The 13,911-nt window shown below is 44.1% G+C and carries 11 protein-coding genes; 5 read left to right on the top strand and 6 right to left on the bottom strand.

What is annotated here, in order from left to right; all coding sequences use genetic code 11:
* Positions 1-3: 3 nt before the first annotated feature.
* The 3 genes from AB4323_RS17720 to AB4323_RS17710 all read left to right on the top strand — a co-directional run bounded on the left by AB4323_RS17720 (position 4) and on the right by AB4323_RS17710 (position 3,327).
* Positions 4-1,281, top strand: a complete 1,278-nt coding sequence (locus AB4323_RS17720; protein WP_017064864.1) for a cytosine deaminase — start codon at positions 4-6, stop codon at positions 1,279-1,281.
* A 358-nt stretch (positions 1,282-1,639) separates the two neighbouring features.
* A complete protein-coding gene (locus AB4323_RS17715) occupies positions 1,640-1,852 on the top strand; it encodes a cold-shock protein (protein ID WP_004740083.1) in 213 nt (70 codons plus the stop codon).
* Between the two features lie 458 nt (positions 1,853-2,310).
* Positions 2,311-3,327 (top strand): GGDEF domain-containing protein, encoded by a 1,017-nt coding sequence (locus tag AB4323_RS17710; RefSeq protein ID WP_017060611.1) that lies wholly within the window; start codon positions 2,311-2,313, stop codon positions 3,325-3,327.
* Between the two features lie 130 nt (positions 3,328-3,457).
* Here AB4323_RS17710 and AB4323_RS17705 read toward each other — a convergent pair whose 3' ends face one another.
* On the bottom strand, positions 3,458-4,054 hold the full coding sequence (locus AB4323_RS17705) for a malate synthase (protein ID WP_017060610.1): 597 nt from the start codon (positions 4,052-4,054) through the stop codon (positions 3,458-3,460).
* A 169-nt stretch (positions 4,055-4,223) separates the two neighbouring features.
* On the opposite strand from AB4323_RS17705, the gene AB4323_RS17700 reads away from it, so the two are divergent.
* Entirely contained in the window at positions 4,224-5,753 is a 1,530-nt protein-coding gene (locus tag AB4323_RS17700) for a DUF3612 domain-containing protein (protein ID WP_081090203.1), read from the top strand.
* Positions 5,754-6,305: 552 nt separating this feature from the next.
* Here AB4323_RS17700 and AB4323_RS17695 read toward each other — a convergent pair.
* Both AB4323_RS17695 and AB4323_RS17690 read right to left on the bottom strand, forming a co-directional pair.
* Complete coding sequence (locus AB4323_RS17695; protein ID WP_372152997.1) at positions 6,306-7,919, bottom strand: DEAD/DEAH box helicase; 1,614 nt, start codon at positions 7,917-7,919, stop codon at positions 6,306-6,308.
* A 163-nt stretch (positions 7,920-8,082) separates the two neighbouring features.
* A complete protein-coding gene (locus tag AB4323_RS17690; protein WP_102428773.1) occupies positions 8,083-9,438 on the bottom strand; it encodes a diguanylate cyclase in 1,356 nt (451 codons plus the stop codon).
* 283 nt (positions 9,439-9,721) lie between these two features.
* Between AB4323_RS17690 and AB4323_RS17685 the strand changes: the two genes are divergently transcribed.
* Positions 9,722-10,870, top strand: a complete 1,149-nt coding sequence (locus AB4323_RS17685) for a DUF3541 domain-containing protein (RefSeq protein ID WP_372103346.1) — start codon at positions 9,722-9,724, stop codon at positions 10,868-10,870.
* Between the two features lie 144 nt (positions 10,871-11,014).
* Here AB4323_RS17685 and AB4323_RS17680 read toward each other — a convergent pair whose 3' ends face one another.
* The 3 genes from AB4323_RS17680 to AB4323_RS17670 all read right to left on the bottom strand — a co-directional run bounded on the left by AB4323_RS17680 (position 11,015) and on the right by AB4323_RS17670 (position 13,477).
* A complete protein-coding gene (locus AB4323_RS17680; RefSeq protein ID WP_017064868.1) occupies positions 11,015-11,632 on the bottom strand; it encodes a class I SAM-dependent methyltransferase in 618 nt (205 codons plus the stop codon).
* Positions 11,633-11,677: 45 nt separating this feature from the next.
* Positions 11,678-11,947, bottom strand: coding sequence for a hypothetical protein (locus AB4323_RS17675; RefSeq protein ID WP_017064869.1), 270 nt, complete (start codon positions 11,945-11,947; stop codon positions 11,678-11,680).
* Between the two features lie 321 nt (positions 11,948-12,268).
* Entirely contained in the window at positions 12,269-13,477 is a 1,209-nt protein-coding gene (locus AB4323_RS17670; protein ID WP_372152995.1) for a NupC/NupG family nucleoside CNT transporter, read from the bottom strand.
* Between the last annotated feature and the right edge of the window lie 434 nt (positions 13,478-13,911).

Genomic DNA, 13,911 nt, shown 5'->3' with positions numbered 1-13,911 from the left:
ACTATGACAACCTTATTAATCAAGAACGCGAAACTTCAAGACCAAGAGGGCTTGAAACAGATTCTGATTGAAAATGGTCAATTTTCTCGCATTCTCGATAATGACGCGCAAATCAATCATCAAGGCGACATCCTTGATGCTGAAGGTGGCATTGCAGTTACTCCTTTCTGTGAACCGCACATCCACCTAGATACTACTCAAACTGCTGGTGAGCCTAACTGGAACATCTCTGGCACTTTGTTTGAAGGTATTGAGCGTTGGGCTGAGCGTAAAGAACTGCTATCAATCGAAGACGTAAAGTCTCGTGCCAAGCAAACACTGAAATGGCAGATAGCTAACGGTGTTCAACACGTTCGTACGCACGTTGATGTGTCAGACCCAACACTCGTTGCGTTAAGAGCGATGGTTGAAGTTCGTGAAGAGATGAAAGAGTGGGTCGACATCCAGATCGTTGCATTCCCTCAAGAAGGCATCCTTTCATACCCTAACGGCAAAGAGTTGCTTGAAGAAGCAGTGAAGATCGGCGCTGACGTTATCGGTGCTATCCCTCACTTCGAATTCACTCGTGAATACGGTGTTGAATCTCTGCATTACGTGTTCGAGCTTGCACGTAAGTACGACTGTCTGATCGACGTTCACTGTGATGAAATCGACGACGAACAGTCTCGCTTTGTGGAAACATTAGCAGCTCTTGCTCATAAGTTTGAAATGGGCGAGAAAGTAACCGCTAGCCACACGACTGCAATGGGCTCTTACAACGGTGCTTACGCATCTCGCCTATTCCGTCTATTGAAGATGTCTGGTATCAACTTCGTGGCAAACCCGTTAGTGAACATTCACTTACAGGGCCGTTTCGACGATTACCCGAAACGCCGCGGTGTAACGCGCGTTAAAGAGATGCTAGCAGCAAACATCAACGTTTGTTTTGGCCACGATGATGTGTTTGACCCATGGTACCCACTGGGCACAGCGAACATGCTTCAAGTTCTGCACATGGGACTGCATGTGACACAGGTTATGGGCTACGATCAAATCAACAACTCACTTGATTTGATCAGCAAGAACTCTGCTCGCACATTGAACATACAAGACAACTTCGGCATCGAAGAAGGTAAGCCAGGTAGCTTACTGATTCTTCCTGCTGACAATGGCTTTGATGCAGTGCGCCGCCAAGTACCAGTGCAGTACTCAATACGACACGGTAAGGTGATTGCAGAGACTCAACCAGCGAAAACAAAAATAAATTTAGATCAAACTGAAGATATCAACTTTAAGCGTTAATATCGTCTATACTAATGATCAAAAGGAAGCTGAGATGCTTCCTTTTGTTGTGTTGGACGAAGCGACAAAACTATCACTAAATCAGTGTAAATCTTGTACATTCGCACGGTATGACAAAAAAAGCACAAATTTCTTAAGCAATGCGTGTACATCTCAAAAGACTGTGTTAACATGCTCTCGCTCTGTTAGCCGGAGTTATTTAAGTTAGATGAATAGTAAAAAATTGACATGTAAAATCGTTACCCGTTTTTGTAAGTAGTTTTTCCTTATTTCTTAGCAATATTAAATAATTCAATTATCAGCGCATTGCATTAAATGCAATCAACAACTTAGAAAATTTATGAATAAGGGACAAATTATGTCTAACACAAATACTGGCACTGTAAAATGGTTTAACGAAGAGAAAGGTTTCGGCTTCATTTCTCAAGACAACGGCGGCGCTGACGTATTCGTACACTTCCGTGCAATCGTTTCTGAAGGCTTCAAAACTCTGAAAGAAGGCCAAAAGGTTTCTTTCGAAGTTGAAAACGGTCAAAAAGGCCTACAAGCAGCAAACGTTGTTGCTCAATAATTAGCTCTTATAGCTAAAAAGAATTTTAAAGCGCTGATTTTTATCGGCGCTTTTTTATGCCTGCTCATAAACATTTCCCCTCTTGATGCAAGCTTCACCCGTTAACTCTGAACAAATACAAATCACCAGCCAAGCCTCCCAATCTAACCACTCTCAGTTAAAGCTCGACGCCCAAATAACTTCACTTTTTGTATGCACTTCCAGAGACAACAACACTCATTTCTCAGCAATCTTTTGATACTAACTCACGCTACGCCGAAAGTTTGATAAGCCCAAATATGGTTAAAGAACAATCCATTAGATTGTACTTATGAATACGCAATCGATATTCATAATAAAAATGAGTTGTTTATCCAATCCTCATCCACTAATTATATAATTTTTAAAGCAAAGACCTTCGAAATCCGCTAACCTTGTTCGCAAGTGGCTTAGTTGTTTTGGTATCTGCAGTAAAAATAATGAACAAAGACGAATTTCAGAAATCCACCGCAAATCTAAAAAAAGCGGTGCCTCTTATGATGAAGAACAGGGTGTCAACGACACCTGCAAATTACGCACTTTGGTACACCTATGTCGATAACGCTATTCCCCAGCTAACTCAAGACATGGATGGTGTTTTAGAACACTACGGTATTTGTCCTCCTGCCGTTGGTGAGCAGCTATACAACAATTATGTTGCCAGCAAATCCGAAACCAATATCAATGACCTTCGCGCTAATTTGGAACTGTTAGTTTCTGAAGTTTCCAATTCAATGAATGACACCCTGACCGACACCTCCGCTTTTTCTGACATGATCGATAAAAGCTTCGAGGACTTGGCTCGTGTTGATAATGAAAGCTTATCTATTGATGAAGTGATGTCCTTGGTTCGACAGCTGGTGTCTGAATCCCGTCATATTCGTCACTCTACTCAGTTTTTAAACTCTCAGCTAAACTCTGCAACCTCAGAGATCACCAAGCTAAAAACCCAGTTAGTAGAAGTTCAGAAAGATGCGCTTTTCGATAGTACAACCACACTCTATAACCGTCGCTCTTTCGACCGTGACATAGAAACCCTGTGTGAAGCACAACAATCTTTGTGTCTGATTCTTCTCGATATCGACCACTTTAAAAATTTCAACGACACCTATGGCCACTTGTTTGGCGATATGGTGCTTAAAGCGATCGCTCGCAAGCTGAAGTTAAGTTGCCGTGAAGGTATTTCTGCCTATCGATTTGGTGGTGAAGAGTTCGCGCTGATTGTGCCTAACAAGTCTTTGCGTATTGCTCGTCAACTCGCTGATACCAATCGTCGCTCTCTAGAAAAGCTGTCGATTAAAGATCGCCGCAGTGGTCAACAAGTCGGCAGTATCACTGCATCGTTTGGTGTCGCTGAACTTGAACCCGGCGAATCAGCTCAATCGCTGATTGAACGTGCTGATAAGCTACTTTATGAAGCGAAATCACTTGGCCGTAACCGAGTCATGCCTTTGTAAAACACACCAACAATGCTCTTATCGACATATTAGTCGGCTCGTATTGAGACTAGAAAGCCCCAAAGTTCATTATCTTCGGGGCTTTTTTTCTTTAGTTGTATAAATTACTTTAGCTAACTAGGATTCACCGTTAGATCTGGAAGCAATAATTCAAGCAGTAGTCTTCACCACTCTTTGCTCTGAACTCTTTATCTTCACTGCATGCCTTTGGTTTACCCTTTGCGTCACCTTGAATCAAACTGATCCAGTGGCGCATCGCTGCAATGGTCTCTTCACGCATTGTGGTTGTTGCTTCCATTGGTGATTGGCCAAACGTGGTGCATGATTCCAACTGAATATCATCAATTTCTACTAGCTCAATACAACCTGTCCCTTTGTGGCAACCAAACATCACCTCTAGGTGGCTGCCACTGCCATCTCGAAACAAGATAGAGTCTGGGTCGTTCTTCTCACCCATGTACGCTACAAACTGCTTAGGGTGCTTCAGACCGCTGTGCTGACCGTCTTTAAAGTAAGCCATAATATGGCGGTAATCGACTACGTAGCTGGTTACGTCTTGATGTGAGCCATTCTCTAGTGGGAATAGTCGATCAAGCAGCTGCTTTGCTTTCACTTGCTTTTCAGTTTGCTGATTAGCATTGATTGTCTCCACGGCAAAGACAGCTTCAGCGATAAATGGCTTTGATTGTTTTTGGATTTCTGTTTTATCGAATGTAAGCATATTCATAGTCTTTCCCTCTTGACCAGTCCGGTGATAACCACCGATTTCTACAGCAAAAATGTGTCCTAGAGCAATTATTCCAAACTAACGTTTAATTTATTTGTCATTTTTTGAATTGCTTAGTTTGTAGATTAGCGCTTTTTTACATACAATTTCACAACAAAAATTTTACAATGTGAATTTTACAAATATGGCCTTGTCAAAAAGTTTAGTTCGTCAGTCACATTTCCTAGGTACGAAAATACGTAACCTAAGAAAACGTAACCATTTAACGATGGAAGACCTGTCTGCGCGTTGTATTAGAATCGACCCAGAATGTGCTCCTTCCGTTTCTTACCTTTCAATGATTGAACGTGGAAAGCGGGTTCCGAGCATCGATATGCTGGAAGTGATTGCACAGGTCTTTCAGAAGAATCCGACGTGGTTCCTCGACGACGAATCTGAACAACAAGCCATTGCTCCTGATAAGGGGAATCGTGGTGGGATAAGTGGCATGGCGCTCGAGCCGAGCTTCCTATTCTCAAACGACATCCTGCAAATTGCGATTCCTGAGATGCTGTCACAAACGGGCATTTCAGGCCGCCAGTTTGCGCACCTCTTGATTCGAGCACACCAAGAGAGCAACCAGAACCACTTCCCTGACCTTGAGCGCGCTGCGGAAGAAGTAGGCTTAAAACGTCTTAACCTCAGCGTAGAAGACCTGATAGACATCGCTAGAAGCCTAGGAATCAACATCCGCTGGGTGACGCGCACGCCGCAAGACGTCGTCGATGAGCTCGGAATTAACGCTAAGCAGTTAGTGACCTCCTTCTTTGAGCCTCCCGGTACTATCTTCTTAAACGAGATTCTTAAAGAGTATCCAACTCGTCTGAAATACGACCTTTCGGTTTATATCGGTCATTGCATTCTGCACAGCAAAGAAGGCCTAAAGAGTGTGTTGTCGGTCGGTAACAACAACACGTGGGACGACAACCAGGTATCAGGCTCTTCACAGCTCAACTCCCAAGATATTCTTCAAGCATGGCGAGACTTTGAATCCAGCTTCTTTGCTGGCGCACTTCTGTGCCCGAAAGTCCCGTTTAGGCAGCTACTTGACCGCACTGGTTACGAAATCGACGTTCACAAAAGAGCAGGGGTTTCCCCCTCTGTTGCGATGCGTCGAATGACTGTAGTATCGCCCTACCCTCACTGGCACTACTTTGATGCTTATGGGCCGGGGAAACTCAAGGCGGTATATCGCGGGAACGGGATTCCGCTACCTTGGGGAAATATGAGAACGGTCGCTGACCCATGTCAACATTGGGCTGTGTTCCGTCGATTATCAGAACCTCGAGCGGGAAGCTCGGCTCAAATCTCCATTTTGAACGTGGGTGATGAGCCAAGAATCTACTGCTGTGAATCCATCAATATGACGGATCCTGCGGGTAACAATCGTGTGTTGTGTGCTGGTATAGATCTCAACCCTGCGATTGATGCTCAAGGCGGTAATTCAAGAGACATAGCAGAGCAGCTTAAAGCGTCATGCGTTAACAATGGTGGCTCTGTGGCAATTCCGCGTAACATCAAAAAAGATCTCACGACAATAGCCAAGATTCTAAATATAAATTGGATTGAACGTGGGATTGAGACAGAGGCGAGGCTTATCTGCTCCAGAGGTGGAGAATGCCCACGCCAGCCAAGCTGTTACTCGAAGTGTGGTGAGTAAAAAAGTAATAACAAAAAATAGAACCTAAAATTCAGGCAAAAAAAAACCAATCACAATAAGGGTGATTGGTCATATATTTTGTGTGAACAAGAAAGGTTCACTAACAACGTCAGTTGGCTAGGTGACCCTCGGCTTAAGAAGGGTCACTATTACTAATGCAGCATGCGTGCCAACTTTTAAAACACGTATTTACTACGCATCTGGACACGTATTGGCCGTATATCCTTGTTTGTTTTGCAAACTGGAATTGCAAATTGCGAAAACCAACAAAAACGCTAGTGATTATGTTGTTATTAATGAATCATTAAAGATTCATTACCCTTCCCCAAAATGCCATATTTCCCTTAGATTCAATCACTTTAAACAGCAATAAACCTCCCCCTAGGGTTACTCAACATCAACAATACCCCAAACAGCGCCCATAAAAAAACGCGAACATTGAGATTCAATATTCGCGCTTATTCGATTTCTATGACAGAAAGAACTTAACCCACCAGACGCCTTTTTATAAAGCGACTCCTGTTCATTGCTCTTTCAATATCTCAGAAAAGATTACTTCTGAGGAGCTGGCTTAGAACGGCTTCGAGACGGTTTGTTTGTCGAAGGTTTGTTGCTTGTCGGCTTATTTGACGACTTGCTTGGGCCGTAGCTACCGCCGTAACCAGACTTCTTAGGTTTGCCTGCAGGTTTACCCGCGCTGCTAGGTTTGCTCAGAGTACTCTGAGAACCCGCGTTATTTGCAGCAGGTTTATTGCCCGCACTACCGCGCTTGAAGTTGCTACCGTTGTTTCTTACTGATTTATCTTCAGCTGTCGCGGCTGAGTTGTTTTCAGCCGGCTTCTTTCCAGACGTTGGCTTACGTTTTGGCGCTGAGCCATTGCCAGCTACATGACGCTTGTTCTTACCTGCTGGCTTGTGCCCGCGAGCGTTATCACCAGAGCGTTGACCATCAGCATGTTCACGTGGCTGTTTTGCTTTATTCGGTTTCTTAGGCTTGATTGGACGTGAATCCAAGCGAGACTCAGGTAACTTATTTACTGGAGAGAAACCTTCCAGTTCACGACGCTCTAGCACTTGTTGAATCAGGCGTTCAATACCGAACAGCTCACCCACTTCATCAGCACAAACCAATGAAATCGCTTTACCTACTTCACCTGCACGGCCAGTACGACCGATACGGTGTACATAGTCTTCTGATACATGAGGAAGATCGAAGTTAACTACTTGAGGCAGTTGCGGGATATCGATACCACGAGCGGCGATATCAGTTGCAACAAGTACTCGTACCTTACCTGTTTTGAAGTTCTCTAAGGCTTTAGTACGTGCACCTTGGCTCTTGTTACCATGGATAGGTGCAGCAGTGATGTCTTGCTCTTCAAGGAAGCGAGCAAGCTTGTTCGCACCGTGTTTCGTCTTGCTGAACACCAACACTTGTTGCCAATCGTTATCTTTGATTAGCTTCGCTAGCATTGCGCTCTTTTTCTTTTTGTCTACTGGGTAGATGCTTTGCTCAACCGTTTTTGCCGTTGAGTTTGCAGGGCTTACTGAAATCTCAACAGGATTGTTCACCAAGCCTTTCGCTAAGCTGCGGATATCATCAGAGAACGTCGCTGAGAACAGTAGGTTCTGACGCTTCTTAGGCAAGAAAGCTAAGATCTTACGAATATCGCGGATGAAACCCATGTCTAGCATGCGGTCCGCTTCATCTAGCACTAGGATTTCTAGTTGGTCAAAACGCACTGCATTTTGGTTGTATAGGTCAAGTAGACGACCAGGTGTTGCCACCAACACGTCACTACCTTTACGCAGTTTTTGCATCTGAGGGTTAATCTTCACACCACCAAACACGACCGTCGAAGTCAGCGGTAAGTTAATACCGTACTTCACTACGCTGCCATTCACTTGCGCAGCAAGCTCACGAGTTGGCGTTAGCACGAGCGCACGAACTTGGTTCTGACGTACGCGAGTACCTTTCGATAACATTTCAAGAATAGGTAGCGTGAAGCCTGCAGTTTTACCTGTACCTGTTTGAGCAGCGGCCATAACATCTTTGCCCGTTAGGACAGCTGGCACGGCTTTCTCTTGTATTGGTGATGGCTTATCGTAACCTTGTGCTTCAATAGCTTTAAGGATCGGTTCAGAAAGGCCAAGGGAGGTAAAACTCATAGATTATTTTCTCAGTTGAATAACATTTAGTATGAGCAACACGTTAAAAAGTGCGTTGCTTCAGCTTTTGCTCATCAAATACATTGATACGGAGCAAAGCGCGGTATTCTGAGGCTTTTCCCCCCATTCAGCAACTAAATTCTAATCGCAGCTAAAATTCAACCTAGATAACTTGTCGCTTCTGTTCGTACATTTTTTCATCAGCGGCTTTTAAGAGCGCATCGACATCATTGTAGTTGTTATTGTGAATAACCCAACCCACACTGATTCTGAGATAAATAGAGTGCGCGTCGTACACAACTGGTGCCGAGCATATCGCCTTTCGTAGTTTAGTCACGATCGACGATACGTGTTGATCATCGATAATGCGTGGCAACAAGACCAAGAACTCATCACCGCCTATCCTTGCGACGATATCTGAAACACGCAGCTCACTTCTGATGCGGTTAGCACACTCAATCAATACCTGATCGCCTGCCGCGTGACCATAAGTGTCGTTGATTGCTTTAAACCCATCGAGGTCGATATTTACAACGGCAAAGGTTCTCGCTCTCTGTTTTTGAGTGGTTTTGAAGGCCTGCTTGAGGCTATACATGAAGTATCGACGATTCGGTAACATCGTTAACTCATCATGCATAGAGCGGCTATCTGCAATGCGGTAAAGGCGATAAATAGTAAAGAAAGCAAACGCCAGCACTAATATTATGGAGTAGCCCACCAGCCTTACCGCTTGGATGCGATACCAAGGCTCATCCATCAATACATGTTCGTTACCGGAGAGAGCAAGGTACCAACCCCCGTATGGAAAACTCACCTGTTCAGTGGCAAACGCATTATCAAACACATCCTGAGTACCATAAAAGACAGCGCCATCTTTCCCTGAACTGTTTGCACCACGAATTGCTAATTCATACTTTTTCTCGATCTTGCCGATTCCAACATCTTCAAACAGCTCATCTAAACCGATAACAGCACTGGAGACACCCCAATAATCTTGATTAAAAGGCGGATCTCGGAAGATCGGAGTACGCGTAATGAGGGCTTGCCCACCTTGAAACAACTCAAAGGGACCAGCAATAAAGGTGTTGCCAAGATTACGGGCTATCTCAACAGACTCCCATTGATTTGGGTGATCACGATAATTAATACCGAGAATCTGCTCATTACCTTCCAGCGGGTAAACAAAATTTAGAATGTCGTCTTTGGCGAGTCCGATAAGTCGAATATGGAAGCCATCTTGAATGATATTCTCAGCAATCTTATCCCAATTTTTCACCTCACCATCGGGATTGATGGTCACTAAGGTCGAGAAATTATTGAGGATATACATATCTGACACGATCGCGGCTTCAATCCGAGAACGAATAATGGATAGTTGCTTTTTTGCCTGTGAATACGATTCGTTTTTAAGAAAAGTTAATTGCTTGGCATGAAAGAACTCAATTGCGCTTACTATCGCAAGGAAAAAAAGAAAAGCTACTACTCTGGCAGACCACTGCTTGCTAGAACCACTTGGCATTTACGAACCTCTAACACTATTGTTCTATATACTGCCTTATAACGGCTCATTTCTGGCTTATTGCTCCAGTATGCCGCTAAGTCATTAAAAATCCATACTAACGTCGACTATCTATCAAATATTGAGTGATCCATCACTTCAAAATTCTTTACCAAACGAATGGTTTAATCAAAAAGGGTTAGTGAACCTTATAAAGCTTACATTGTATTGACTCAAACCTTACATTAAAGGATTCATCGATGTTATTTTACATAGACTATTAATCAACTTGGTACCTCACGACATGAAGCTAAAAACGATTACACTGTGCACATTACTATCGGCCTCAGTTACGGTCGCTGTTCACGCACAAGAGAACGCTCTGGCGACAAATGTACCGAGTATTCAAACCCAAGCAGATTCTCTCAACTCTCATGAACAATCTTTCAAACAATCTGCAGACCTCATTCGTACCACCTACGAAAGCCAGCTTTACACTCTGCCTGCATTCAAAGAAGGTCATTACGGGCTGCGCATGTATCGCCAAACATTAGACGATAAGTATTCTGCTGCGGTGTGGAGTGACATGGCACGAGTGGCAAGTAAGCTCAGCACCCTGTCGAATGACGTTCATACCATGGAACAAATCGTACTCTACTCAGAGAAGCGCGTTGCTTCTTATGTTGGCGATAATGATGAGCGCAGTGTTCGACGTTACAACATCACCAAGCACATGCCAGAATATCTCTACCTTGGTGTTGACCTCCTAGGCTCTATGGCTCGTGCTAATGAATACGGTTTAGAGCACAAGAACGATGCTAAGCTGCGTGAGATCATTCGTCGCTATGACTTTTCACGATACGTGACCAACGAAGATATGGTGAAAGCGTGGGCGGCTCAACTCGCCAATCAAGTCTACTGGCTGCGCCAACTGGGTGAACAAGATGTCGTTGATGAGTTTGTCGAAACCTTCAAAAAAGCGTACCCAGACGATGAAGATAAGAAGCTTTCAAGTCAGCAATTTGGCAACAAACTCTACGGCATGACACACGTCATCTTTGGCGATTCCGAGTACTATCAGCATCAAGTGAGCGAGCAAGATCATCAATGGATCTACGATTACTTCAGAGAAAACATCGATACGATTCTGTTGCGTGCGAAAGAAGATGTGATTGCTGAGGTTGGATTGACCTTCTTACTGGCAGGTTTAGAAGATGACCCAGTTCTAGAGAAAACTCGACTCGCGATTCAAGCTTCTATCGATGAGAAACAAGGCATGATCCCTTCTATCACTGGTGATTTTGATCTTGAGTACGGTGAACACCGCAATGTGCTAGCAATCATGCTACTCGATTGGCAGCAAGTGAATGAAGCGCCGACCTATGAAGGCAACCCTAAGGTATTTACTAACATCCCTTACGGACTTATTAAAAACCAACCACCGAAGAACTAGCAGCATACCTAGCCTAGGTTGGTCATAGAACCCAAAAAGCCGCATACCTTTCAAGGCTGCGGCTTTTTGCTGTTTACTACGTCAGTACTCGTATCAAAAGTTGTTAATATCAAAACCTGCGTAAAGATAAAAACAAAGACGACATCAAGCTCCTGACACGGCTTTGTTCATCACTATCGTAAAATCCCCTTCTGCGTAGCCCTCCGTTAAAGAGACATCATCGCAGAGCGTTTTACAGAAACGATAGACACCTTGAGGGTGATAACTCATCAAGGTATTACGCGAAGGATACTGGCTTGAGTTGAGAAGATTAAAAATCACCGTCTGATTCGCCAGTTCATACATGCGAGTAATCATGTTTGTCAGATAATCAGAATCACGAGAGATGTAGTTCAGTGAACCACTAGCGATGACAATGTCGTGCGCCTCAAGGTTCATTTTGCTCATATCACCCGCCAAAAACTGACAACGATCTTCTGTGTAGTTTTGCTTCGCCTTCTTAAGAAAGCCTGCGTGTTGGTCAACGCCGGTATAAGATTGAATACGATAGATGCTGTCGAGCAGTTCAAACAGCTCGCCATAGCCGCAACCCAAATCTAAAACACTCTTCTTTTCGAAGTCCGCCGCACGAGCGATTACTTCAAAGCGACACAATTGACTCTCTTCGCTAGTCCAACCTAAAGCTTTAGCCTTGTCGCCATTCGAGCGGTTAGTTTGTTTCCGATGATAGCGATACACCTTCCAACGATCGAGCCAGTGCATTCAAATCAGCCCTACTTCAATGAACATCAGCACACCTTGATAAGATTAAGCTTTAGAACTTGAAGAAAAGAGCCCACCGATTTTATAACCGATCGCATAGCAAACCACGGCGACAGTAACAAACACCAATGCCGAGAAGAAATACGCTACAGACGCTGCGACACCAGCCCCCCACACCACGCTGAACACCAAACCGAGATAAGCCTCTTTTGGCCACTGGTAGATAGGAAACTGAGCGCCGCCAGCAATTAGGTAAACCATCGCAAACAAGCCAATGAAGGTAACAATAAGACCGATGAGAACGCGAATGTTCATGGAGAGACCCTTGATTAATTTAGCTTGGTTGCCATTGTTCCTAATCGAAAGCGGATATGCTTAGTCGGAACCGAATATTCTCAATCGAAATCGAATGTTCTTAATCGAAGCCGAAAGTTATTAATCGCAACCTGATGATATTCAAGTATATCGGATAAAAGGAACTGGCTCTATTACTCTTCCGAGTGAGCTTTTACTCACGATAGACAAATCACAGTCGACGGCCAAAACCTGATTTCGCCTGATTAACAGGCACAAAAAAGCGGACACCCTCCTTACGTTAACTCCGTAAGTAAAGTGTCCGCTTTAACTGAATATAGCTTAAAGCAGGATGAAAATACCCGCTAAGCATGCACTCATTAGGTTTGCTAGCGTACCAGCAGCTACAGCTTTCAAACCTAAGTTTGCAACTTCAGCACGGCGCTCTGGTGCCATAACACCGATTGAACCTAACTGAATCGCAATAGAACCAATGTTAGCAAAGCCACATAGAGCAAAAGTCACGATCACTTGGCTGTGTTCAGATAACAGAGCTTTGTTCTCAACGAAGTCGATAAAAGCAACAAACTCGTTCATAACGATCTTCTGACCGATGTAAGAACCTGCCATCAATACTTCATCACTCGGGATACCGATCAGCCATGCAAGAGGCGAGAACAGGTAACCGAAGATAGCTTGCAGCGTAATGCCCGCAAAACCGAACGTTTCACCTAGACTTTCTAGGCCAGTGTTGACCATCGCAATCACACTCACGAAGGCAACCAACATTGTACCAACCGCTACTGCAACCTTCATACCGTTCATCGCGCCGCTTGCCAATGCATCAATCACGTTGCTTTGGTCAGCTTTATCGAGCTCAATGTGGTCGTAGTCACTTGGTGTGCTGCGCTCAGGAACAATGATCTTCGCCATTAACAGGCTACCCGGAGCCGCCATAAAGCTTGCAGCGATAAGGTATTTAAGCTCAACACCAAGGCCAGCATAACCACCAAGTACACTACCCGCTACCGACGCCATACCACCTGCCATTACAGCAAACAGTTCCGAACGAGTCATAGACTTTAAAAAGGGACGAATAAGAAGAGGAGACTCACCCTGAGAAAGGAAGATATTACCTGTAGCAACCAGAGATTCAGCTTTACTTGTACCCAGCAGTTTTTGCACCGCTCCGCCCAAGATTTGAATCACTTTTTGCATGACGCCTAAGTAATAAAGCGCAGAAATCAAAGCACTGAAGAAGATAATGATTGGAAGTACGCGAATCGCGAAAATGAAACCTTCAGTAGCCAGATCACCAAATAGGAAAGCGATACCAACGTCTGCAAAACCAAGCAAACTCGAAACGCCATTGCTTAGGCTTGTTAACGCCAGTTGTCCCCAAGGGAAATACAATACTAAGGCTGCAAAACCGATTTGAAGTAATAGTGCACGAGAGACCGTTTTCCAGTTAATTGAAGAACGACTTTCAGATAACAGGAACGCGCAAGCAATCAGTGCAAGAACACCGACAAAACCAAATAGAATATTCATAATGTGTCCTAGTAATCCTTAAAGAGTGAACATGAGCCAAGCAAATGACATCAAAGGAACAGGACAAAGAACCGCAAGCAAAACGCTACGCGATGAAGGAGCTAACAGGGTTAGCGAATGTAACAACGAGTTGTTCATGTAAAAAATCACCTTATACAAGCAGTGGAACGTAGCTGGTCCGGTCCGTGGGGTCATTCACATATCCATGTGACGGCTTGTATTGGCTAAGCACCGGCTTAAAACCGGAAGAGAAGTATAAACAGTTAAGTGAGACTTTCATCACATTTTTTAACGCAAACGATCGCGCGATCAAGGATTAAGCAAAATGTATTGTTTGTCGTCGTTTTCGAGCTTCAAAACTGTAAACAATCTGTAGGGAGTTGAATTTGTAATGTTAAGTCTTTAAGTGTGTGAGGGCTTTGTTTCCTAATTGG

This window comes from Vibrio sp. 10N.261.52.C11, from assembly GCF_041471405.1.
GTDB lineage: Bacteria > Pseudomonadota > Gammaproteobacteria > Enterobacterales > Vibrionaceae > Vibrio > Vibrio crassostreae_C.
This window is presented reverse-complemented; position numbering and strand designations above follow the sequence as displayed.